Origin of the sequence: Campylobacter sp. BCW_6464, from assembly GCF_001762775.1 — a bacterium.
In the GTDB taxonomy this organism is placed as follows: Bacteria; Campylobacterota; Campylobacteria; order Campylobacterales; family Campylobacteraceae; genus Campylobacter_D; species Campylobacter_D jejuni.
The window spans coordinates 28,892-53,386 of sequence record NZ_MJXM01000051.1 but is presented as its reverse complement, the minus strand read 5'-3'; the positions used below and the strand labels follow the sequence as shown (position 1 = coordinate 53,386).

Here is a 24,495-nt window from a genome sequence, read left to right as displayed (position 1 = left end):
TTTTTACTCACTTATTAATAAATTAACTAGCTTTTGCTCGCTATGTTCTAATTTTTCATTCTTTTGAAAAATAAAAATATTGCGCGTCCTTTGTCTTATGGTTTGAATTTTTGCTGCGCATAAAACAAGTTCAAGTTCATTAAAAACATTCATCAAATACGCCATTAAACCCTGCTGATCTTTAGTATTAAGACCTAATTTGGCATACATTTTAGAATAATTTAAGTCTAATTTTAACTCATCTTTTTTAATGACTGGCTTTTTAATTTTTTTCAAATTAAAACCAGAAAGATTTGAATTTAAAAGCTCGCAAAGTTTTAGTTTTTGCTCATCACTGATAATATTATCATATTCAAACCTTAAATAAATTTTATCATCAAAAAGTTCAAAAAAATTCATGAAAATAAGATTTAAATTTGTTAAAGAACTTAAAATAATAGCGATATTAAAATGAAGTGGTGCAACAATTTGCAAACTAAGATTTGTTTCATTACTAAACCAAAATTTAAAATCATTTTCTTTGGCTAATTTAGAAATCATAACAATATCTTCAAAAGTATTTTTTATAATAAAAAGATTTGATTTGATATGTATGATTTTATCTTGCAAAATTTCATCTTGCTCTAAAAAAATCTTACTTCTTTTAAGTGTTAATTCTTTTTTTACTCTTCTTGCACTTTCTTCAAGTAGATTTTCATCTTCAAAACCTTGTTTTGCATTTTCTAAAAGTTTATCAAGAACCCTAAAATAAAAAGCATTGTAATTTAAAGCCTTAGCCTTTAGCCAAGTTAAAGTGTATAAAAGCTCTAAATTTTTTAAATTTTCTAGTTTAGAAACCAAGCTACTTACAACAATAGGATTATATATATCTTCTTTTTCTACAAGATCTTTTAAGGCATTATTGTTTTTAAATATTTTAAGACCCCATTCTAAAATTTCATTCTTTAAATCAAATTTGGAGCAATACGCTCTATATATGCCTGCTAAAGAAATTTCATTTTCACTTTCTATAGCGCTTAAAAGTATCACAAGCTTTAAAATCATTTTTTCATCGGTTTTAAGTTTTTGGAGTATCTCAAGCTCATCTTCGTATTTTTCAAATTCACTTAACATAAGAAAAACTTGCTCATCAAAACTATAATTTCCTTCTTCATCACTTAAAAAACGAACTGTCCAAAAAGGCTTGCATAAATCTTTTAAAATTCCACTATCAAGCAAAAGCTTTAAAACACAAAAACTATGCCTTTTATAAAAAATTTTCTCAAAAAGCATTAAAGCTTTTTCTATATCTTTTTTACCGTATTTCAATCTTCTTAGGGCAAAAACCAAGTTAAGATCGAAAATAACCTGTTTATCTTCAAGTTTTAATAAGTATTCTAAAACTTCCACAAGAGTTTTAAATTTATATTCTTGTTTAAGAGTATGATTTAATCCATCTTGAATTTGCTTTGCTAAAAAGTGTGTATAAAAACCTATAGTATGCATACTTTGCAAAGCCTTTTGAACCAACAACTCATTTGCTCCAAAATGTTTTTTAGCTTTTTTATACATTAATTCACTCAAGTCATGAACATTAATAAGTAAAAACTCATCCTCATCTTTAGCACTTAATAAATTCATCGCTGATTTTAAAGAAAGTAAAAAGTCTCCAGCTAAACGTAACTCGCTTAAATTTTTTTCATCTATAAAATTTAAAGCATAATTTTTTGGAGAAGTCTTAAAAAGAACAAGCAAACCCTCTAAGGATCTTAAATGATTTAATCCGCCAAAATCTTTTAAGATATTAAATTCTTGCTTTATAAATGGAATATCAAATTCTTTAAAATTTTCTAACAAAAGCTTGGCAAAATCATTTTTATTTTCTTCTAAAATACTCTCAAATTTCGTCTTAATCCCTTTAAATAAAATCCTAGAACCACATATAAAACGAGTTTGTATTATAGAAGTCTTAAGCTCATTGCTAGCATTATAAAGTCCATTAAATTCTAAGATAACAGAGTCAATTTGCAAATGCGCATCATTTAAAATTTCGATAAAAGCCTTAATCATAGGTTTTAAATGAAAAGCCTTAATATCTTTATAAACAAAAATCAAAGAAATACTTTCATTAAAACAAAGACTATTGTTTGCATATGCTTTGCTTGCTAAAACACAAAAAGGGATATTATCACTTGGAGGTGAAAAATCATCAAAATAATCTTTAAGAACTATATCATAAGCTTTTTTTATGAAATTATCCATATTTTTAGAATGATATAAGCTAAACGCCCCTTGCTTAAGAAAAAATTTTCTACAACTTTGGGTATAGGAACTAAGATTTTTTTTAAAAATTTCTAATTCTTTATTTAACAAAATTTCCACTCTCTTTAAATTTTAATATTTTAATAATAATCTTAACAAAAATATCTTTTATTTTGGCTTTTTCTATAAACTCTTTTTCAGTAAGCAAAAATTATAATGCTTTATTTAAAAACAGCAAAAGAGTAAAATTAAAATGAAAAATTTAATTACCAAACTAGAAAATGAAGAAAGATTAAACCAAGAAGAAGCCAATGCACTTTGGGATTTAGATCTTTTTACCCTAGGCAAATACGCTCACAAAAAACGCACCAAACTTCATGGAAAAAAAGTTTATTTTAATATTAATCGCCATATCAATCCAACCAATATCTGTGCAGATACCTGTAAATTTTGCGCCTTTTCAGCACACCGAAAAAATCCTAATCCTTATTTGATGACTCATGAAGAAATCATGAAAATTGTTGATGAAACCGTAAAACGAGAAACCAAAGAAGTGCATATCGTTTCAGCTCACAACAAAGATACAACTTGGCAATGGTACTTAGGAATTTTTAAAATGATAAAAGAAAAATATCCCAATCTTCATGTGAAAGCTATGACTGCTGCTGAGATTGATTTTTTACATCGTCGTTTTAAAATGAGCTATGAAGAAGTGATAGAAAAAATGCTTGAATACGGCGTTGATTCCATGCCAGGCGGTGGAGCTGAAATTTTTGATGAAGAAGTGCGTAAGAAAATTTGCCATGGAAAAGTTAGCAGTGAAAATTGGCTTAAAATTCATAAACTTTGGCATGAAAAAGGCAAGCAAAGTAATGCTACCATGCTTTTTGGGCATATAGAAGAAAGACGTCACAGGATCGATCATATGTTAAGACTGCGTGATCTTCAGGATCAAACTGGTGGTTTTAATGCTTTTATCCCTCTAGTTTGGCAAAGGAATAATAGCTTTATACAAATTGATAAAATCATGGATAGTGAAGAAATTTTAAAAACCATTGCCATTGCTCGTTTAGTGCTTGATAATATTAAAAATATCAAAGCTTACTGGGCAACAATGACTTTAAATTTAGCCATGGTAGCACAAGAATTTGGGGCTAATGATTTAGATGGCACTATAGAAAAAGAAAGCATACAAAGCGCAGGTGGTGCAAAATCTGCCAAAGGCACAAGTTTAAAAACTTTTATCGATATGATAAAAACTTCAAATCTTATTCCTGTAGAACGCGATAGTTTATATAACGAGCTAAAAACCTACTAAGGAGAAAAAATGGACTTTTTTAAACTCAAAGAAAACAATACGAGTTTTAAAACTGAAGTTATAGCAGGGCTTACTACTTTTTTGGCTATGGTTTATATTATCCCTGTAAATTCTAGCATAGTAGGAAATACAGGAATGCCTATAGAAGCTTTAATCACCGCAACAGCTTTAATCACCATAGTTGCAAGTGCTTTTAATGCTTTTTTCGCCAATACTCCTGTAGCTATGAGTGTGGGAATGGGTTTAAATGCTTATTTTACCTTTGCGGTTTGTTTAGGTCAAAACATAGCTTGGCAAAGTGCCTTAGGAGCTGTTTTTATTTCAAGTATTATTTTTCTCATACTTTCTTTTACACATTTTCGCCTTTGGGTAATCCGCAATATCCCAAAAGATTTACGCCTTGCAATTTGTGCGGGCATAGGTTGTTTTATTGCATTTTTAGGCTTAAGTCAAATGGGTGTGATAATGCATAATAAAGATACTTTAGTCAGCATAGGAAATTTCAAAAGCCCTCATGTGCTTTTTGGAATTTTTACCCTAGCTTTAATCATCTTTTTTTGGGCTATAAAACTTCGCGGAGCTTTTATTTTGGGGGTATTAGTAAGCTCTATTATCGCTTGGATTTTTCATTTAGATAATGCAAGTTTTCCTGTGCAAATCTTTTCTTTGCCAAATTTTAGCATGGAAAATGGTTTAGGAGCCATCTTTTTACAACTTGATATCAAAAGCGCCTTAAATATTACTATGATACCTATAATTCTTACTTTTTTCATCACTCAACTTTTTGATAGTATAGGAACTATCACAGGTGTGGGTGAAAGAGGAAAGATTTTTGATGATCCAAAAAATGGAGAAAAAAAACTAAGCAAAACCTTAATGGCAGATGCAACAGGATCAGCCTTAGGAGCTATGACAGGCACTTCTACAGTTACTGCTTTTGTAGAAAGCACTACAGGTGTTGAAAGTGGAGGAAGAACGGGGCTTACAGCTTTAGTTGTAGCTATTTGTTTTGCTTTTACACTTTTTTTACTGCCACTTTTTAAAGCCATTCCTGCAAATGCAATATACCCCGTACTTATAATGGTTGGAATTTTAATGTTTATGGAAGTTAAAAATATAGATTTTAAAGATAATGCTATAGCTGTAGCAAGCTTTTTTACTATTATCATGATGCCTTTTACTTACTCCATTACCACAGGTTTTGCTTTTGGTTTTCTTTCTTATTTACTTGTAAGAATTTTTAAACGCGAATGGAATAAAATCAATCTTGGCATTATAGTTTTAAGTTTATTATCTTTGGGTAATTTTTTACTTATGGCACTACAATAAATTAAGGATATATAATGATATTTTACTCCTATGAAGAATTTAAAGAAGATGTAAAAATTCTTGCTAAAGAAATTAAAAAAGATTTTAACCCTGATGCACTTTTAGCTATAGCAAGAGGAGGAATGAGTTTAGGACACTCTTTAGCAGTAGCTTTAAAAACACGTCAGCTTTTTGCTTTAAACTCAATTCATTACGATGATACAAAAAAACTTGATACTATTGAAATTTTTAATATTCCTGATTTAAGCAAGCACAAAAAAATTCTACTCATTGATGATATAGTAGATAGCGGAGAAAGTTTAGTAGAAATAAAAAAAGTTTTGCTTGAAAAATTTCCTCATATAGAACTTAAAATTGCAACCATTTTTTACAAAAAAACCGCTCTTTTGGAGCCTGATTTTAAAGTAAAAGAAGCTACTGAATGGGTGGATTTTTACTGGGATATAAATCTTGATTAAAAATTTGCTATAATCTTACTTTTAAAATTTTTAGGAGTTTTTGTTTGAGAATAAAATTTATATCTTTTATTTTAATTTTTTTTACTATTTTTGCTTTTGCTAAAGAACAAAATTTAGATGATTTTGAACAAGAATACCAAAACTATCAAGTAAACGATCCGCTTTCAGGATATAACAAAGCTATGACAAGCTTTAATGTGGCTTTATATGATTATGGTTTGCGTCCCGTTCTTAAGGGCTATAACGCCATCACCCCTGAATTTATAAGATTAGGAGTAAGAAATTTCTTTGATAATTTACTTGCTCCTTTGCGTTTTATAAGCAATGTTTTGCAGTTTAAATTTAAAGAAGCGGGAGAAGAATTTAAAAGATTTACCGCCAATACCATTATGGGCTTTGGTGGACTTATGGATGTGGCATCAAAAATGGGTCTTAAAAAACATCCCGCGGACTTAGGAACCGTTTTGGCTCACTGGGGCGTAGGAAGCGGTTTTCATATTGTCTTACCTATACTTGGCCCTAGTAATCTTAGAGACACTCTTGCTTTACCTGCAACTTGGTATGCAAGTTTTACCGCTTACATTGATCCTACTTGGGCAAGTATAGCTATAAGCGCTTATGGATTTGGCAATGAACTTAGTTTTAGACTTGATGAAATTGATGAAATTTATCACAACACGCCTAATTTATATCCATTCTTGCGTGATGCTTACGAGCAAAGACGCAATGAACTTAGCAAATAAAGGAAAATAATGAAAAAAATATTTCTAATCTTGGCTTTATTTTTTAATGCTTTTGCCTTACAGCTAGATGAAATTTCTAGTACTATGCAAAAAAACATTGATGCAAGCTTAAAACTTTTACAAGATAGCAAAGAAGATAAAAAACAAGCTGCTGATGGAATTTTTAAACTTTTTGATAGTATAATAGATTATAAACTCATGGCAAAACTCAGTCTTTCAAAAAATTATTCTAAATTAACCCCAAAAGAACAAGAAAAATTTACCACAGCCTTTGAAGCAAGTCTTAAAAAAAGTTTTACCGATAAACTCAGTCTTTATAAAGATCAGGTTTTAAAGGTCAAAAATGGTGAGTTAAAAAATGAAAAACGCTATTTTTTAACCACTTCTATGGTAGTAGATGGGGAAGAAAAAAATATCATTTTCAAATTTTACAATGATAATAACAACTGGCTTATTTATGATGTAGATGTTTTAGGTGTGAGTATAATACAAACTTATAGATCACAATTTGGAGATATTTTAGCCAACCAAGGCTTTGATGCCCTACTTCAAAAACTTGAAAGCATTGTCATAGAATAATGTTTGCAAAGCTTTTAAAGTTTTTTATTTCTCGTCCAAAAAGTACTTTTTTTGGAACCTTATTTATATGCCTGTTTTTAAGCTTTTTTGCTTTTAAGCTTAGCGTAGATGCAAGTGCTGAAAGTTTGCTTTTAGAAGATGATGCGGATTTAAAAACTTTTAGAGAAATTTCAAAACATTATAAAAGTGATAATTTTTTACTTTTAGCCTTCAAACCCTATGATGAAAAACCTTTTTCAAATGAAAATTTAGCCAAATTAAAAAAACTTCATGAAGAATTAGAAAAAGCCCCTTTAGTAGAACGCGTTTTTAGTATCATCAATGCCCCTTTGCTTCAAAGTTCGCAAAATACGGATTTAAAAGAACTTTTAAAAAATATCCCAAATATAGAAAGCCAAGATATAAACCGCACAAAAGCCCAAAATGAAATTTTAAATAGTCCCTTTTATAAAAATAATATCATCTCAAAAGATGGAAAAGTAACAGGGCTTATTATTTACTTAAAGCCTGATACAGTTTATAATAATCTTATAGAAAAACGCGATCTTGCTACCGATGAAAAAGAAAAAGATCAAATTCGTCTTGCCATAAAAGAACATCAAGACAAGCAAAAAGTTATCACGAAACAAAGTCTAGATACTATTAAAAGCATAGCTCGCACTTATGAAAAAAACAAAGATACGCTCTACCTTGGTGGCGTAAGCATGATCGCTGATGATATGATAGCTTATATAAAATCTGATCTTGTGCTTTATGGTGTTTCTCTTGTATTTTTACTAGGACTTGCACTTTATTATTTTTTCCGTTCATGGCGCTTTGTTTTTTTACCTCTTTTTATTTGTTTTATAAGCCTAAGTGCGGCTAGTGGAGTTTTTGCACTTTTAAATTTTCAAATCACGGTTATTTCATCAAATTATGTTGCTTTGGTTTTAATTATCACCTTAAGTGTAGTTGTTCATTTGATCACGCATTTTATCGAAAGCACCCAAAATCATCCCAAAGCTAAAGTTGAGCGCATAGTGCTTCAAACCTTACTAGCCAAAGCAAATCCTAGCCTTTATGCCATTGTTACAACGATGATAGGATTTTTTTCTTTAATCCTATCAAATATCGAACCTATCATAAAACTTGGCATTATGATGAGTATAGGTATAGGTTTAGCTCTTATCTTTAGTTATTTGTTTTTAGCAAGTATCTTAGTTCTTTTAAAACCAAAAAATTATCATAAAAAAGAGTTTAAATTTAATCTTTTAGCCTTTTGTGCTAAAACCGCTCTTGATCCTAAAAAGCGTCGCATGATTTATGGAATTTCAGTTCTTGCTATAATCTTAGCTTTAATAGGCATTTCAAAACTCAGAGTTGAAAATTCTTTTGTCAATTATTTCAAAGATGGTAGTGAAATCAAAAAAGGACTTTTGGTTATTGATAAAAATCTAGGTGGAACCTTGCCTTTAGAAGTAATCATTCGTTTTCAAAATAATAAAAACGATCAAAATACAAGCGATACTCTTGATAGTTTTGAAAGTGAATTTGAAAATTTAGCCACACAAGAAACTTATTGGTTTGACTCTAAAAAAACACGCATTGCAAAAAAAGTTCATGAATTTTTAGAAAACAAAGAATTTGTAGGTTCGGTTTTAAGTCTTAATAGTCTTTTAACCCTAGGGAAAAATATCAACGATGGAAAAGAGTTAAATGATTTTGCCCTTGCATTTTTAAATGAGAATTTACCTGCTAAATTTAAACAAGACTTGCTTTCGCCTTTTGTAAGTATAGAAAATAACGAGTTAAGATTTAGTATGCGTATTGTTGACTCTGATCCGAATTTAAGACGTAATGAGTTTTTAATAGATCTTAAAAAACAGCTCAACGAGCTTGTAAAAAACGATGGAGTAGAAGTACAAATCACAGGTATAATGGTGCTTTATAATAATATGCTTCAAAGTCTTTTTTCATCGCAATTTGATACTCTTATATTTGTAATTTTAACTATTTTTATACTTTTTATCATTGTTTTTAGAGATTTAAAATTTTCAGTTGCGGCTATATTAGTAAATGTTATTCCTTTAAGCGTGGTTTTTGCTCTTATGGGACTTTTAGGCATTCCTTTGGATATGATGAGTATTACTATAGCTGCTATTGCTATAGGCATAGGCGTTGATGATGCCCTGCACTATATTTATCGTTTTAGGGAAGAAATTAAAAACAAAAGCCTAGAAGAAGCCATTATGATTTCTCACCTTAGTATAGGTTCGGCACTTTATTATACCACAATTAGCATAGTTTTAGGTTTTAGCGTGATGATGAGTAGCAATTTCATTCCAACAATTTATTTTGGAATTTTAACCGTTTTTGTAATGATTTTGCTTTTAAGTGGAAGTTTGTTCTTGTTACCAAGCTTTTTAATTACTATTTATTCTAAGAAAACCAAGTTTCCAAACCAACATAAAGAGCATATATTAAAACAATAATAGCTATATATTTTAAAAAATTTTTCATTTTTATCCTTTATTTAAAATCTTTAAAATGATTTTTGCAAGCTCTAAGGCTTTAAAACGATGAGAGATATTATTCTTCTCATCCACGCTAAGTTGGGCTAAGGTTTTATCAAAACCCTTTGGAATAAAAAGACTATCATAACCAAAACCATTTTCACCTTTTTCTGTATCTATTACTTTTCCATGCATGCTTCCATGCGTGCTAAACTCCCCCATCAAACCCACCATAGCAATAGCAGCAACATAATGCGCCTTACTTTGTTTAAAACCTTTTTTTACCATTTCATTGACAAGTTTATCACGGTTATTTTTATCATCGCTTTTACCACTAAATCGAGCAGAATAAATTCCTGGATTTCCTTCTAAAACATCTACACAAATGCCACTATCATCACTTAAAGCGATAAAATCTTTTTTTTGTTTTTCATCTAAAGCATTAAAAACCGCTCTTGCTTTAATCAAGGCGTTTTCTTTAAAAGTTTTTCCATTTTCTTCAATCTCAAAAGGCATTAAAACTTCATCAAAAGCATAAATTTCAAAATCTTTTAAAATTTCTTTAAGTTCTAAAACTTTATGCTTATTGCTCGTAGCTAGGATAATCTTCATAACAAAAGCTCCAAAATAATATCAAAAACAAAAATATGATTTTATAAAATTTATCCTTGTGCGTAGCTTTTAAATATCAAATGATAAAACGATGTTAATCAACGCTTAATACATTTCATAGTAAAATTATCCTAATTTAAATTTCAAATTTAATAGGAAATTGATAATGCTAAATAATGTCTTACCCTTATCTTTCATAGTTGGAACAAGATTTTTTGGGCTGTTTATAGTTTTGCCAGTTCTAAGTCTTTATGCTTTAAAACTTGAAGGTGCTAATGAATTTTTAGTGGGACTTTTAGTTGGTGTTTACGCCTTAACCCAAATGATTTTACAAATGCCTTTTGGAATTTTAAGTGATAAAATTGGTCGTAAAAAAACCATGTTCATTGGACTGATTATTTTTATAATAGGCTCTTTAATCTGTTCTTTTGCGGAAAATATCTACATCATGCTTTTAGGAAGAATGCTCCAAGGTGCAGGAGCTATTGGAGCAGTAGCTACAGCAATGATAAGTGATTTTATCACAGAAGAAAATCGTGGTAAAGCCATGGCGGTAATGGGTTCTTTTATAGGACTTAGTTTTGCAGCTTCTATGGTGATCTCTCCTTTAATGAGTGCAAAATGGGGTTTATCTAGCCTTTTTGATCTTAGTGCAGCTTTGTCTCTTTTATGTATAATTTTACTTTATACCGTTATACCTAAAGAAAATAAAATCACTCATGAAAATGAAAAAACTCCTTTTTTCCATCTTATTAAACAAAAAAATTTAGCCCTTATGAATCTTACTAATTTCATGCAAAAAATGCTTATGAGTATAGCATTTTTAAGTATTCCTATTATTCTAGTAAAACATTTAGGCTTTGCTTCTGATAAACTTTGGATTGTTTATAGCGCTTCTATGGTAGCAGGTTTTATCGCTATGGGCTTTGCTGGAAGTTTAGGTGAAAAAAGAGGTTTAGCTAAACAAATTTTACTCTTAGGAATTGTTTTTTTCATACTTTCTTATCTTTTTTTTGCTTTTAGTAATTCTATGGATTTTTTTATCATAGCAGTTGTGATTTTTTTTATAGGTTTTAATTTACACGAACCTATTATGCAAAGTTGTGCATCAAAATTTTGTAAAGTTCATGAAAAAGGTGCGGCATTAGGGTTGTTTAATGCTTTTGGATATGGTGGAAGTTTTATAGGTGGTATTATCGGAGGGATATTTTTACATCTAGATGCCTTAAATCTTTTGGCTATTATTTTAGTAATTTTAGCCCTAATTTGGCTTGTGGCATTATTTTTCTTAAAAAATCCAGCTGATTTTAAAAACCTTTATCTACCTTTAGACACACCTTTAAATTTTAGTAGTTTTAGTGAAAATTTAGGGGTTGTAGATATTTATAAAAACTCTAAAAATCTTGTTGTTAAATTTGATAGCAAACTTACAAATAAAAAAGAATTAGAAGAAAAATTATGAAAAAAATATTATTTTTATTCTGTTCTTTTTTTCTAGCTTTTGCAAAACCAAGTCTAGAGATACCCAAGCTCTCAAAACAAGCAAAACAAAACTTTATTTTAGAAAATGTCAAATTTAATTATAATGACACAATATATAAAATTTTTATAGCTAAAAACAAGAATGAAAACTCAAATTATAAATATAAAATCATTTATTTACTCGATGGAAATGCTTTTTTTCCTCTTTTTTTAAATCTTTTCAACACTCCTGTCAAAGAAAATCTTTTAATTATTGGAATAGGTTATGATAATAATTTAGCTTTTGACACACAAAAACGCACTAAAGATTATACGCCTGCAACAAATTTAAATAAACAAGGTGGAGGTAGTAAAGAATTTAGAAATTTTTTAATAACCCAACTCATCCCTTATATCAACAAAATGTATCCTATTGATTTTAGCCATCAAATTCTCTTTGGACATTCTTTTGGAGGACTTTTTGCCATTGATACACTTCTTTATGATAGTAAGATTTTTAGTCATTATTTTATTATTTCTCCTTCTTTATGGTGGGATAATAGTGAGTTTTTACCTAACATCATAAAATTACAAACTTGCCCTAAAATTTACATCGGATTAGGTTCATTGGAAACAAATTCAAGTATTATCAAAGGTGTAGCTAAGCTCAATGCTCAAAAACTTAGCGAAAAAATATCCAAAGAAACTAATTGTAAAACTCATTTTAAACTTTTTAAAAATGAAACTCATGGAAGTATCATATCTAAAGCTATGCTGTGGATGAAAAAGCTTCTTGATCTTAATTAATCATTGCTTTTATCATCACTTTTGCCTTGCAATCTGCACAACAATAAAGTGTTTTGATTTTATTCTCATCATTACCAAATTTAGGTTTCATTAAATTGGCTATTTTTTCTACAGCTTTTTTGGTGGCAAATTCTTTACCGCATTCTATACAGGCAAAAAGCTCATCTTTTGCCATGGTTTGATATTCAAAATAAGAAGCTCTAAACTCCATTCCACTACGAAATAATTTTAAAGTATCTTTTTCGGCACAACTTAACTCACAATACCCACAAGTCGTACAAAGAGAAGCATTAAATTTCAAAGCATTTTCTTGTTTATCAGCGATTAAAGCTCCTACATTACAGGCACCCACACAAGAAAGACAAAGCGTACAGGTGTTAGGATTGATTTCTACCTTGCCATAACGCAACCATTCGCCACTTTCTATACTGCCAAAATCTTCATTTTTTATCATTTCTTGCATTCTTTTGGCAAAATTTTCTCTTGTAGTTAAGGTGTTGTTATGAAAATCATATTTTAAATCTTGTATGAATTCTTGCTCTTTTAAAACATTTTGCAATTCTTTTTCATTTTTAGCAACAAAAATAGCTTTTTTTTGAAATTTTCTTTCAAAAAAAGTATTTAAAAGTACAATAGCCTCATTGCTACCACGAGATACAAAGTCCGTATAAAAAACCAAATTTGCTCCACTATTTTGCAAAAGTGTTAAAAAATGCATGGAAGAAAGCCACTTTTCACCCTCTATCATAAAGGGTAAAACATCTTTTGGTAAAGCAAGATTTAAATTTTCTAAAGACATTTTTTTAGGAATGATTAAAATTTTTTTATCTTTATAAAACTCACAAAGGGTAAAAAAACTTTCTCTTGGCATGGGAGCATAATCAAGTGATCCACTAGGACATACACTAATACATCCTCCACAACCCAAACAATCCACTTGAGAAAATTCTAAATGCTTTTTTTCATTATCTTTTAAAATCGCCACAGTAGGACAAATTTCAGCACATTTTGCACAATGCTCACTGCGTCTTTCGTGGTATTGACACACGCTAGCATTATAGCTAATATAAGTTTTATAATGATATTTTGGACTTTTGCTTTGCAAAAACTCTAACAATACTTCAAGATTTTCAAAATTTAAAAGATTATAACATCCACTTTGTCTTGTAAAATCTTTACGCACAACGCTTAAATCCGTAGCTTTAAAAAGCAAAAAATCAAAATCTATTTCCACTTCTTCGCCTTGATTTTTAACCACAGCACAAAGTTCCCCTACACTTCCAAAAACAGCTAAAATTTCTGCACTGCTTAAAGCAATAACCTTAAATCCATGTTCTTTTAAAAACTCTACGGTTTGAGTATCGCTATCTACTAAAATCAAACGATTTTTCACTTCTTTGCTTTGTTCCAAATCAAGCCCTAAGTCATAAACGCTAGCTCTTGCTTCATAAAGCGTTAAAACATTTTTACTTTGCTCTAAAATTTCATCTTGAGAATTTTTAAGATAAAAATTAATCTCAGGGGCATAAATTTGTGCTTTTTGATTTTTATCATTGCAAACTAATGCTTCTTTATCATTTGCCTGATCTAAAATTTCAATAGCATCAGGCAAAGGGATTAAAACATCATTTTTTATATAAACAAAATCTTGCATTGTCTTCCTTAATCTCTTTAAAACATCATTTTATAAATTCTATGTTAAAATAACCAAATATTTTCTTAAGGCTTAAGATGAACAAATTGAGAACTTTTCCACAGATTAACACTCTTATTGAAGATGAGAGCTTAAAATCCTATCCTTTTTATATCAAAGCATTTTTTTGTAAAAAAGTTGTCGCAAAACTAAAAGAAAATTTTTCCCAAGATGAAATTTCTAAAAATAAACTACTTTTAGAAATCAAAAAAGAAATCAAAACTTTTTACCGCAAAGACTTACAAAGTGTGATCAATGCAAGCGGAGTCGTTATACACACAAACCTTGGCAGAAGTGTAATCCATGAAGAACTTTATGAAGCGTGTAAAGATATCATTTGTAATTATTCTAATGTAGAGTTTGATTTAGAAAATGGAAAAAGAGGCTCTCGCTATGCTTTGGTACTAGAAAAACTTAAAATGCTTTTTGAATGTGAAGATGCTTTAGTGGTCAATAACAACGCTGCGGCAGTTTTTTTAGTACTTAATTCTCTTTGTTATGATAAAGAAATCATAAGCTCAAGAGGAGAACTTGTAGAAATTGGCGGAAGTTTTCGTGTGCCTGAAGTGATAAAAGCTGCAGGTGTAAAGCTTTGCGAAGTTGGAACTAGCAACAAAACACACTTAAAAGACTATGAACAAGCTATCAGCGAAAATACCGCTCTAATTTTAAAAACCCACAAATCTAATTTCGCTCTTATGGGTTTTCACAGTGAAGTAAATATAAAAGATCTACATGAACTAGCAAAAGAAAAAGGACTTTTGAGTTATTATGATCTAGGTTCTGGCTGGTGTGAAAATTTAAATGAAAAACTGATTAAAAATGAACCTAAAATCAAAAAACTCGTGCAAGAATGTGATATTTTAAGTTTTAGTGGAGATAAACTTTTTGGTAGTGTGCAAGCGGGCATTATACTTGGAAAAAAAGAACTCATAGAAAAGCTTAAACAAAATCAACTTTTAAGAATGCTAAGAGTGGATAAATTAACTCTATCTTTTTTAAACGAAAGCTTAAAAGCTTATTTGCAAAAAGATTATGAAAAAATTATTACCTTAAAACTTTTAAATGATGACTTATCCTTTATAGAAAAAAAAGCTTTAAGAGTACAAAAAGAATTAAATTTTCAAACCCAGCTTAAAAAAAGCAAAAGTTTAGTAGGTGGAGGTTCTATGCCTGATAAAAGTTTAGATACTTATATACTAACTTTTCAAGGAGATGCTTTAAAACTACAAACTCGATTTAGAAAAGAAAATATCATAGGACGCATTGAAAATGATGAATTTGTTCTTGATTTTAGAACTATACAAGAAAGTGAACTTCAAAAACTTATTCTTACAATCAATCAAATGGAAAACTTATGAAATCTGTTATTATAGGAACTGCAGGACATATTGATCATGGAAAAACTTCACTCATTAAAGCTTTAAATGGTTTTGAAGGCGATAGTTTAAAAGAAGAACAAGAAAGACAAATCACCATTAATTTAAGTTTTTCAAATCTTAAATTAAAAGATAAAAACATTTCTTTTATCGATGTTCCAGGACATAAAGATTTGGTTAAAACTATGGTAAGTGGAGCTTTTGGCTTTAGTGTTTGTTTGTTTGTTGTAGATATTAACGAGGGTTTAAAAGAACAAAGTTTAGAACATTTAGAAATTTTAAAAATTCTTGATATTAAAAATATTATTTTAGTACTTAGCAAATGCGATCTTTGTGAAAATATAGAGCAAAAAAGTGTAGAAATTTTAGAAGAGTTAAAAAATTTAGATTATCCCATTTTAAAAGTATTTCACACCAGTATAAAAAATAATCAAGGCATAGAAGAATTAAAAAATTATCTTTATACCATAGAAAACAAAGAAAACGATGAAGAACTGATTTTTCATTATTATATCGATAGAGTTTTTTCTCTAAAAGGCATAGGAACTGTCGTTACAGGCAGTCTTAATGAAGGAAGCATCACTTTAAATGAAAAAATCATCTGTTTAGACACTCAAAAAGAACTCATTGTTAAAAATATACAAAACCACGATACTAATTTAGAGCAAATCAAAGCTTGTAACCGTGTGGCTTTAAGTTTAAATTGTGATTATAAAGAGTTAAAAAAAGGTTATTTACTAAGTAAAAAAGGTTATTTTAAAGCCTTTAAAGAATGCGATGCTTTAGTTAAAGCAAAAAATTTACAAAATAGCAAAATGATTTTTTGCGTGGGTTCAAGACAAATAGAATGCAAAATAAATATATTAAAAAAACTAGAAAATGATGAATTTTTTGTGCATTTTAGTTTTGATAAAAATGTATTTTTAAGTTTTGATGAGGCTTTTATTTTATTACAAAACAATCGTGTTATAGGTGGTGGTAAGGTTTTAAATCCTTTAAGCGAACCTTTAAAAAAAGAACAAAAAAATAAATTTTTAATGTTTTTGAAAAATAAAGATTTTAAAGCAGCTTTTTCTTTCTTAAAAGACGCACATAAATACGGCTTTGGTTTGCTTTCAAGCTATCAAAGATTTAAACTCTCTCATCAAAAAGCATTGAAATTAGCAAAAGAATTAAATCAAGTATTTGTTGATGAAAAAAATCTTAATGTATATCATTTACAAAGTCTAGAAGAAATTAAAAATTTCATCAAATTCATACTTGAAAAAAATCCTTATGCCATGCTTTCAGCACATTCTTTAGCTTTAAGGATTACTTGGGCAAGTGAAAATTTTTGCGAACTCGGACTTAAAGAAATGTCAAATTTATTGGATTTTCAAAATGGAATTTATTTTAAAAAAGGCATAGATTTTGAAAAACTTCAAGAAAAAAATAATAATCAATTATATGAAATTTTAAAAAAACAAGGTATTAAACCCGAAGCTCCTTATAATCTTTATGATTTTTTAGAACTTGATAGAAAAAGCGGAGATAATATACTCAAAAAACTTACCCAAAAAGGCTTGGTTGTAAGACTTTCACACAATCTTTTTATAGAAAAACAAGCTCTTGAAAAACTTATGCAAGAATGTTTAAATTTATTAAAAAATCAAAGTCTTGATGTGCAAAGTATGAAAGAATATTTTAATCTTTCAAGAAAATATGCTATTGCTTATTTAGAATACTTAGACAAATTTCCTCAAGTAAGTAAAGAAGCTGAAAAAAGATTTTTAACAAACATTTAGAAAATCATTATAGAATTAAACATAATTTATTTAAAGGATTTATAAACTATGAAAAAATTAAGTTTAATTCTTGCCTGTTCAGCATCTTTGTTTGCTGCAAGTAATTCAGAAATTAGTGATTTTTATTCAAAAAGCATTAAAGCACAATTTCCAAATGCTACCGTTAGTGTATCAAATCGTCAAAAGGTTGGTAATACGGGTTTTGAAAGTGTTATTGTAAGCGTTGAATTAAATGGACAAAAACAAGAAAACATTCTTTTTACAAAAGATAGTCTTATTACCCCTGATCTTATCGACTTGAAAACGGGAATTTCTTATGCTCAAGAATATGAAATGAAAAAATTTCAAGAAGCAAGAGAAAATTTTACAAAAAATGCTAAAGCTGTAGCACAAAAAGAAACCATGGTAATAGCTTTGGGAGATAAAAATAAACCTGCAATTTATGTTTTTTCAGATCCTGAATGCCCTTATTGTAGAGAACATTTAGCTCAAATTGATGATGAACTTAAAAACTATCAAGTTAATTATATTTTAACTCCAGTACATGGAAAATCTGCTTTTGAAAAATCCGCTCTAATCTACAAAGAAGCAAAAAAAGCAAAAAATGATAAAGAAAAAATCGCAATTTTAAACAAATACTATGATGCAAATATCAAAAATTATCCAAAAGTAAGTGATGCAGAATTAAAAGAAGTTTTTTCCTTATATGAAAAATATCGCTCATTAGGTCTTAGCGCTACTCCAACTATTATTAAATAAACCTAATGTCTAAATTTGCTTTAATTTTAAGCTTTTTTATAGCACTCTTTATGAGTGCTTGCACCAATGCAACTTTCATACAAAGCTTTATTCAAACAAGCAATGAAGGCATTTTTATCAGATCGCAAAAACAACAAAGTTTTAAAATTTCTTTTCAAAATCCTAGCCAACTTCGAACTACTTTGGATAGAGATTTGGCTTTAAAACTTAAAAATTTAGGCTTAAAAGAAGTAAAAGAGAATGCAGATTATGAAATTTTAATCAATCTTGTAGATATGAAAAAGCGTTCTTATGCTCAAAAAATCACAACTTCAGCAAGATTTTTTTATGATTTTGATCCTTTTGAAAGTGATGGAGAATGGATGGTAGAAAACTACTATACTATGCAAGTTAATTTACAAATCAACTCTAAAAATTACAATTCTCAAAAAACAAGTCTTCTTGCAAGAACAGCTTATCTTGGAAATAAAGAACACTGTCAATTATCTTTAGAAAATAAAATTATAAATCAAATAGTGAGTTTTTTTTATTTTTAAGAAAAGAACAATCAAGAGTATAAAAACTCTTGATTTTAAGAATTATTAAGCAAAATAAGGTTTGATTTGTTCTACCCAAGCATCAATTCTTGATTCAGTTTGATCTTCTTGATTATCATTGTCAAGAGCAAGTCCAACAAATTTACCATCTACAACCGCATCGCTTGCTTCAAATGTATAACCATCAGTTGAAACTTCTCCTACCAAATTTGCACCTGCATCTTTTAAATTTTGAGCTAATTTACCCATGCCACCACAAAAAGTGTCAGAATAACTTTCACTATCACCCATACCAAATACAGCTACAGTTTTTCCACCAAGACTAAGCCTTGAAAAATCAAAACCATCCCAATCATCTTGTAAATCACCACTTCCCCAAGTTGAAGTTCCACAAATTAATTTATCGTAAGAATTCATTTTAGCCGCATCAATATCTGAGATATTAAAAACATCGCTAATTCCAAGTTTTGAAGCAATTGTATTAGCCGCTCCTTCTGTATTTCCCATAGCACTACCATAGATTACTGCTACTGACATTATTTTCTCCTTATAATTTGATTTGATATTTTATACGGAACTAATTTTAACATAGTTTTGTTTAAATCACACAAAAAATGTTTTATTTCAATAAAATGTGTGAAATTTTTGTTACGTGGACAAACAATATAAAATTTTTCAAAATTGTTTTCTTTTATTAAATTCAATAATCCATGAATTTCATTTTCAATTTTTAAATTATGTGTATTAATCTCTTTGCAAAGTGGTAAAATTGCAAATTTCTTATCTATTATAATAAGATTACCATCTTGATCTATATTTTTTCCATTATTTTGAAAAAAAACCTTATCATAAACATAAGAGCTAAATAAAATTTGTGCATCAAAACAAATACCATAAAGATAAATTCTTAAAAGTCTTAAAAGATCGATATTCTTAGATATTTTAGTATTAAAAATCAAGCTTTTTCTTCTTTGAAAATAGAAAGCGTATGTATTAAGCTTGATATTTATATTTTGAATCTTACCAAATGAAACATGCATTATATCATGTAAAAAATTTCCAAATATCATTTTTAAACTCTTGGTATTTTTTGCATATAAAAGAGGAATTTTTAGAGCGCTATCAACACTCGCATTATATTGAGTTAAAAAAGTCAACATAAGTTCTTGATTGTTTAAATAGCGATAAATTTGCGGTATAAATTCTCGCTTATCATCAAATCCAAATAACATCTTTAACCTTTATAGCAAGAAAATTCTTTATTAAGATTAAAAATTTTACAATATTCACAATACACACAACTTACACTTCTTTTTGCACAAACTAATGGAATTTTGCGCTTTTTAGCTTCATTTTTGATTTTTTTCATAGTATTATGATTTAAAAAGCTTGTTAACATTACTATACATTCTGTATCACAAGGAATCGGCTTGCGATTAACTCTATTTTCATTACGCGCATCCCAGTGTTCTATTTTTTTAGCACCTAAATCATGTAAAACAGCTCTAATAGGAGTGATTTCATCTGCACCAATAACCAAAACTGACATAAATTCTCCTTTGTGATTTTTAAAATATATTTTGATAATTATTATTATAATATAAAAAAACTAAATTTATTTTGAAATTTATTATCAATAAAATGCAATTATTCAGTTAATTTTAATTTTTAATAGATATAATTTACTAATTAATAAATTTTATTATTTAGGAGAAAACAATGAAAAAATTGACTAACGATTTTGGAAACATTATAGCCGATAACCAAAATTCATTAAGCGCAGGCGCAAAAGGACCTTTACTTATGCAAGATTATCTTTTACTTGAAAAACTTGCTCATCAAAATAGAGAAAGAATTCCAGAAAGAACTGTTCATGCTAAGGGAAGTGGAGCTTATGGCGAAATAAAAATTACAGCAGACTTAAGTGCTTATACCAAAGCTAAAATTTTTCAAAAAGGCGAAGTTACTCCATTATTTTTACGCTTTTCAACAGTAGCAGGTGAAGCAGGTGCAGCAGATGCTGAACGCGATGTGAGAGGTTTTGCTATTAAATTTTACACCAAAGAAGGAAACTGGGACTTGGTAGGAAATAACACTCCGACATTCTTCATCCGTGATGCTTATAAATTCCCTGATTTTATCCATACTCAAAAAAGAGATCCAAGAACACATTTAAGAAGCAATAATGCTGCTTGGGATTTTTGGAGTTTATGTCCTGAAAGCTTACATCAAGTAACCATTCTTATGAGTGATAGAGGAATTCCTGCAAGTTATCGTCATATGCATGGATTTGGAAGCCATACTTATAGTTTTATTAATGATAAAAATGAAAGATTTTGGGTGAAATTCCATTTTAAAACCCAACAAGGGATTAAAAATCTTACCAACCAAGAAGCTGCTGAGCTTATAGCAAAAGACAGAGAAAGCCATCAAAGAGATCTCTATAATGCTATAGAAAATAAAGATTTTCCAAAATGGAAAGTTCAAGTTCAAATTCTTGCTGAAAAAGATATAGAAAAACTTGGATTTAATCCTTTTGATTTAACAAAAATTTGGCCTCATAGTCTTGTACCTTTGATGGATATAGGCGAAATGATTCTAAACAAAAATCCTCAAAATTATTTCAATGAAGTTGAACAAGCTGCCTTTAGTCCAAGCAATATCGTTCCTGGAATTGGCTTTAGCCCTGATAAAATGTTGCAAGCTAGAATTTTTTCATATCCTGATGCACAAAGATATAGAATAGGAACTAATTATCATCTTTTGCCCGTAAATCGTGCAAAAAGCGAAGTGAATACTTACAATGTCGCTGGTGCTATGAATTTTGATAGTTATAAAAATGATGCAGCTTATTATGAACCAAACAGCTATGATAATAGCCCAAAAGAAGACAAAAGCTATCTTGAACCTGATTTAGTCTTAGAAGGCGTAGCACAAAGATATGCTCCACTAGATAATGACTTTTATACTCAACCAAGAGCTTTATTTAATCTTATGAATGATGATCAAAAAACTCAACTTTTTCATAATATCGTCGCTTCTATGGAGGGAGTTGATGAAAAAATTATCACTAGAGCTTTAGAACATTTTGAAAAAATTTCACCTGATTATGCAATAGGAATTAAAAAAGCTTTAGAAAAATAATTTTTACTTGCCACTTTTGGTGGCAAACTAAAGATTATAATAATTAAGGAAAAACAATGACAACTCTTAGCTTAGAAGAAGAAAAAAGATTTGAAGAGCTTTGCAAAATGGCTTTTAATTTTGCAAGAAATAATGAATGCGAAAATCTTAAAATCATGATAGAAGCAGGTTTAAATGTAAATTTAAAAACTCATAAAGGAGATAGCTTGCTTATGCTTGCAGCTTATAATAATTCTTATGAAAGTGCTAAAATGCTTTTAGAAAAAGGTGCAAAAGTAGATGAAAAAAACGATCGTGGACAAACCCCATTAGCAGGAGTTTGTTTTAAAGGATACTTACCTATGTGTGAACTTTTAGTTAAGTATGGAGCAAATATTGATGAAAACAATGGTTTAGGAATGACACCTTATACTTTTGCTATTATGTTTGGACGCAAAGATGTGGCAGAATTTTTACTCAAAAAATCTAAAAATAATTTTTTAAAGAAAATGAGCCTAAAAATACTAAAATTTATCAAAAAATTTTAGTATTTTTTAAATTTCTTCAGATACCTATAAACACTAGGTTCTGAAATTTTTAAAAATTTTGCTACGATAGGAACCGCTCCTTTTATATTAAAAATACCTTTTTCATATAGCTTTTCAGCAATTTCTTCTTTTTGAGTAATACTTAATTGATAATCAGAATTTAAATAACTAGAATCTACACTTTGAACTAAAATATCCTCTATCGAGTGACTTAATGTTTCTATGCTTGAATCATTTTGAGAAAAACTAATATTTCCTAAAATATCACCCATATCTCCAATTTTTTCTAAATCAATCATCTTGCATATTAAATCTCTCATAATGCTAGTATCATGATTGATACACAAAATACCTACTAATTTATCATGATTTTTAATAAAAAAAGTAGATCCTCTAATTAATTTTGATTTTCCAACAAGAGCCTTATAATCACATAAAAAATCTTTTTCTAAATATTTTTTATTTTGCATAAGCTCACTTGCAAAAGCAGTCAGGGGGGAATCTAAACTTCTCCCACTAATGTGATTATTAGCAATTGCCGCAATATAAGCTCCATCTTCAGTAATTACATGAAATACTATCTCATATTGCTCACCTAGGACTTCTCCTAAAAAATATGTCAACTTTATAAATTGTTGTTTTTGTCCCTCATCCATAAAACCGCCTTCAATAAAAATTAATATAATATTAAATTCTACTCTTTATACTTTAAAACATTTCTTAAAAAATAAAATTTTATTATTATAATAATAAACTATTGACAAGTTATTATTGTAGTGATAAAATTCACTCTGCTTAATCTATATTTAACAAAGGAGAATTCATGTCAAACTATCCAAAAGCTATTGGTCCATACTCAGCTTACAGAGAAGCAAATGGACTTTTATTTATATCAGGACAACTTCCTATCAACCCTGCTTCAGGAGAAATAGAAAGCTCTGATATCAAAGAACAAACCAAACAATCTTTGAAAAATATCGGTGCTATTTTAGAAGAAAATGGTATCAGTTATGATAAAGTGATTAAAACCACTTGCTTTTTAGCTGATATTAATGATTTTATAGCATTTAATGAAATTTATGCTGAATTTTTTAAAGATCCTTATCCAGCAAGAAGTGCTTTTGCGGTAAAAGATCTGCCAAAAAAAGCTAAAGTAGAGATAGAGATTATTGCTCAAAAAGGCTAAAATATGCTAGGTATTGTTTTATCTCTATTTAGCATTTTTTTACTTGTTTTTATGCTTTATAAAAAAATCAATGCTCACATGGCATTGCTTTTAAGTGGTTTACTTTTACTTTCCTTAGCTGCTATTTTTGGACTTTCTCCACACATTGTCGCTAAAGGTTCTTTAAATTTAGGTTTTTTTGATATTTTTCAAGTTTTTAATCAAACCATGTCAAGTACATTAGCAGGGCTTGGACTTACACTTATGACTATAGCAGGTTTTTCTGCTTATATGGATCATGTAGGGGCTTCTTATGCACTTTTTAAAGTTTTTGAAAAACCTTTAAAAGCCGTAAAATCTCCTTATGTTTTACTCATAGTTGCTTATTTTATCGTGCAATTTTTAGTTCTTTTCATCCCTTCTCACGCAGGCTTGGCACTTTTACTTATGGTTACTATGTATCCTATACTTGTACGCTCTGGTGTTTCAAAACTTTCTGCCTTAAGTGTGATTGCTATTTGTCAATATATCGATCATGGACCTGGAAGTGGAAATGTGATCATGGCCTCAGAAAAAGCTGAAGTTGATCCTGCAATTTATTTTGTTCATTATCAACTCCCTACAACCTTGCCTATCATTATAGCTGTAGGTATTGCAATATATCTTTGCAATAAATTTTTTGACAAAAAAGATAATTTTGTCTTCAATGCACAAGAAATTGAAAAAGAACTAAATGAAAATGAAGGCAAAGAAAAAGAACTTAAAAAGCCTCCTAGAATTTATGCGATTTTACCTATAATTCCTTTGGTTTTAATCCTAGGATTTAGCTCCGTGCTTGATAGCATCTTGGTTTTAATGGGAATAAGTAGCGCTGAAGAAGTTAAAGCAGCTGCTAGTACCGCAATTAAAATGAATGTTCCAGTAGCAATGGTGATTTCAACTTTTGTGGCTATTATTTTTGAAATGATACGCTATAAAAGTATAGTAGAAACTCTTAATTCTATTATGATTTTCTTTAAAGGAATGGGACATTTATTTGTTATCACAGTTTCACTCATCGTTTGTGGTCAAGTATTTGCAAGTGGTCTTTTATCTGTAGGTTTTGTAGATACTTTAATAGAATTTTGCAAAAATGCAGGATTTGGAGTTTTGGCTATTATTATCGTCGTTTCAATCTTGCTTGCAGTTTGTGCTTTCTTAATGGGTTCAGGAAATGCAGCATTTTTTAGTTTTGCTCCACTTATCCCAAATATAGCAAAACACTTTGGAGTTGAAACTATCACCATGATAGCACCAATTCAAATCATGACGGGCTTTGGAAGATGTGTTAGTCCTATTGCACCAGCGATCTTAGCTATCTCAGCTATTGCAAGAGTAAGTCCTTTTGCCGTGGTTAAAAGAACAGCTATTCCTATGCTTGTAGCAGCTATTGTAAATGTTATTATGACTTATATCTATCTTTAAAAAG

23 protein-coding genes are annotated in these 24,495 nt (G+C 29.2%); 16 read left to right on the top strand and 7 right to left on the bottom strand.

Going from position 1 to position 24,495, the window contains the following annotated elements:
• Positions 1–3: 3 nt before the first annotated feature.
• Complete coding sequence (locus AJ885_RS06930; RefSeq protein ID WP_053872482.1) at positions 4–2,352, bottom strand: nucleotidyltransferase; 2,349 nt, start codon at positions 2,350–2,352, stop codon at positions 4–6.
• Positions 2,353–2,494: 142 nt separating this feature from the next.
• On the opposite strand from AJ885_RS06930, the gene mqnE reads away from it, so the two are divergent.
• From mqnE to AJ885_RS06900, 6 genes are read left to right on the top strand one after another with little or no spacing between them, the layout of a single operon-like run.
• Positions 2,495–3,559, top strand: a complete 1,065-nt coding sequence (mqnE, locus tag AJ885_RS06925) for an aminofutalosine synthase MqnE (protein WP_070209799.1) — start codon at positions 2,495–2,497, stop codon at positions 3,557–3,559.
• Between the two features lie 9 nt (positions 3,560–3,568).
• Positions 3,569–4,888 carry an NCS2 family permease gene (locus tag AJ885_RS06920; RefSeq protein WP_070280970.1) on the top strand — a complete coding sequence of 440 codons (1,320 nt, stop codon included), beginning with the start codon at positions 3,569–3,571 and terminating at the stop codon, positions 4,886–4,888.
• Between the two features lie 14 nt (positions 4,889–4,902).
• Positions 4,903–5,346, top strand: a complete 444-nt coding sequence (locus AJ885_RS06915) for a phosphoribosyltransferase (protein WP_002870634.1) — start codon at positions 4,903–4,905, stop codon at positions 5,344–5,346.
• Positions 5,347–5,390: 44 nt separating this feature from the next.
• Complete coding sequence (locus AJ885_RS06910; protein ID WP_052950137.1) at positions 5,391–6,089, top strand: VacJ family lipoprotein; 699 nt, start codon at positions 5,391–5,393, stop codon at positions 6,087–6,089.
• Between the two features lie 9 nt (positions 6,090–6,098).
• Entirely contained in the window at positions 6,099–6,668 is a 570-nt protein-coding gene (locus AJ885_RS06905) for an ABC transporter substrate-binding protein (protein ID WP_053872485.1), read from the top strand.
• Entirely contained in the window at positions 6,668–9,139 is a 2,472-nt protein-coding gene (locus AJ885_RS06900) for an efflux RND transporter permease subunit (RefSeq protein ID WP_002881492.1), read from the top strand. The genes AJ885_RS06905 and AJ885_RS06900 overlap by 1 nt, the downstream gene beginning before the upstream one ends.
• A gap of 30 nt (positions 9,140–9,169) precedes the next feature.
• On the opposite strand, the gene rdgB is transcribed toward AJ885_RS06900, so the two are convergent.
• Complete coding sequence (gene rdgB / locus AJ885_RS06895; protein WP_002881493.1) at positions 9,170–9,772, bottom strand: RdgB/HAM1 family non-canonical purine NTP pyrophosphatase; 603 nt, start codon at positions 9,770–9,772, stop codon at positions 9,170–9,172.
• A 166-nt stretch (positions 9,773–9,938) separates the two neighbouring features.
• Between rdgB and AJ885_RS06890 the strand changes: the two genes are divergently transcribed.
• The gene (locus AJ885_RS06890; protein ID WP_002881494.1) at positions 9,939–11,234 is read left to right on the top strand and encodes an MFS transporter; all 1,296 of its coding nucleotides are present in this window, start codon (positions 9,939–9,941) and stop codon (positions 11,232–11,234) included.
• Positions 11,231–12,040: an alpha/beta hydrolase gene (locus AJ885_RS06885; protein WP_070280968.1), complete on the top strand. Its 810-nt coding sequence runs from the start codon at positions 11,231–11,233 to the stop codon at positions 12,038–12,040. The genes AJ885_RS06890 and AJ885_RS06885 overlap by 4 nt, the downstream gene beginning before the upstream one ends.
• Here the strand turns inward: AJ885_RS06885 and AJ885_RS06880 are convergent.
• The gene (locus AJ885_RS06880; RefSeq protein WP_070280966.1) at positions 12,033–13,694 is read right to left on the bottom strand and encodes a 4Fe-4S dicluster domain-containing protein; all 1,662 of its coding nucleotides are present in this window, start codon (positions 13,692–13,694) and stop codon (positions 12,033–12,035) included. The genes AJ885_RS06885 and AJ885_RS06880 overlap by 8 nt on opposite strands.
• A gap of 77 nt (positions 13,695–13,771) precedes the next feature.
• On the opposite strand from AJ885_RS06880, the gene selA reads away from it, so the two are divergent.
• The 4 genes from selA to AJ885_RS06860 are packed head-to-tail and all read left to right on the top strand — an operon-like array spanning position 13,772 to position 18,191.
• Positions 13,772–15,094: an L-seryl-tRNA(Sec) selenium transferase gene (gene selA, locus AJ885_RS06875; protein ID WP_002881498.1), complete on the top strand. Its 1,323-nt coding sequence runs from the start codon at positions 13,772–13,774 to the stop codon at positions 15,092–15,094.
• On the top strand, positions 15,091–16,896 hold the full coding sequence (gene selB, locus AJ885_RS06870) for a selenocysteine-specific translation elongation factor (protein WP_002893949.1): 1,806 nt from the start codon (positions 15,091–15,093) through the stop codon (positions 16,894–16,896). Before selA ends, selB begins: the two co-directional genes overlap by 4 nt.
• Before the next feature lie 48 nt (positions 16,897–16,944).
• On the top strand, positions 16,945–17,655 hold the full coding sequence (locus AJ885_RS06865) for a thioredoxin fold domain-containing protein (RefSeq protein ID WP_002855861.1): 711 nt from the start codon (positions 16,945–16,947) through the stop codon (positions 17,653–17,655).
• A 5-nt stretch (positions 17,656–17,660) separates the two neighbouring features.
• Entirely contained in the window at positions 17,661–18,191 is a 531-nt protein-coding gene (locus AJ885_RS06860; protein WP_002881500.1) for a hypothetical protein, read from the top strand.
• A gap of 45 nt (positions 18,192–18,236) precedes the next feature.
• Here AJ885_RS06860 and fldA read toward each other — a convergent pair whose 3' ends face one another.
• Genes fldA through AJ885_RS06845 form a run of 3 tightly spaced genes read right to left on the bottom strand, consistent with a single transcriptional unit; the run spans position 18,237 to position 19,740 of the window.
• Entirely contained in the window at positions 18,237–18,728 is a 492-nt protein-coding gene (fldA, locus tag AJ885_RS06855) for a flavodoxin FldA (protein WP_070280964.1), read from the bottom strand.
• Entirely contained in the window at positions 18,728–19,423 is a 696-nt protein-coding gene (locus AJ885_RS06850) for a hypothetical protein (RefSeq protein WP_070233736.1), read from the bottom strand. The genes fldA and AJ885_RS06850 overlap by 1 nt, the downstream gene beginning before the upstream one ends.
• 2 nt (positions 19,424–19,425) lie before the next feature.
• Complete coding sequence (locus tag AJ885_RS06845) at positions 19,426–19,740, bottom strand: DUF2325 domain-containing protein (RefSeq protein WP_002855637.1); 315 nt, start codon at positions 19,738–19,740, stop codon at positions 19,426–19,428.
• Between the two features lie 170 nt (positions 19,741–19,910).
• On the opposite strand from AJ885_RS06845, the gene AJ885_RS06840 reads away from it, so the two are divergent.
• Both AJ885_RS06840 and AJ885_RS06835 read left to right on the top strand, forming a co-directional pair.
• On the top strand, positions 19,911–21,335 hold the full coding sequence (locus AJ885_RS06840) for a catalase (protein WP_070280962.1): 1,425 nt from the start codon (positions 19,911–19,913) through the stop codon (positions 21,333–21,335).
• Positions 21,336–21,391: 56 nt separating this feature from the next.
• Positions 21,392–21,862 (top strand): Cj1386 family hemin-binding protein, encoded by a 471-nt coding sequence (locus tag AJ885_RS06835; protein WP_002862058.1) that lies wholly within the window; start codon positions 21,392–21,394, stop codon positions 21,860–21,862.
• On the opposite strand, the gene AJ885_RS06830 is transcribed toward AJ885_RS06835, so the two are convergent.
• On the bottom strand, positions 21,859–22,518 hold the full coding sequence (locus AJ885_RS06830; protein WP_070280960.1) for a transcriptional regulator: 660 nt from the start codon (positions 22,516–22,518) through the stop codon (positions 21,859–21,861). The two genes, AJ885_RS06835 and AJ885_RS06830, sit on opposite strands and share 4 nt — an antisense overlap.
• A gap of 167 nt (positions 22,519–22,685) precedes the next feature.
• On the opposite strand from AJ885_RS06830, the gene AJ885_RS06825 reads away from it, so the two are divergent.
• A complete protein-coding gene (locus AJ885_RS06825) occupies positions 22,686–23,048 on the top strand; it encodes a RidA family protein (protein WP_002870619.1) in 363 nt (120 codons plus the stop codon).
• 3 nt (positions 23,049–23,051) lie between these two features.
• Entirely contained in the window at positions 23,052–24,491 is a 1,440-nt protein-coding gene (gene dcuC, locus AJ885_RS06820; RefSeq protein WP_070280958.1) for a C4-dicarboxylate transporter DcuC, read from the top strand.
• The last annotated feature ends 4 nt before the right edge of the window (positions 24,492–24,495 follow it).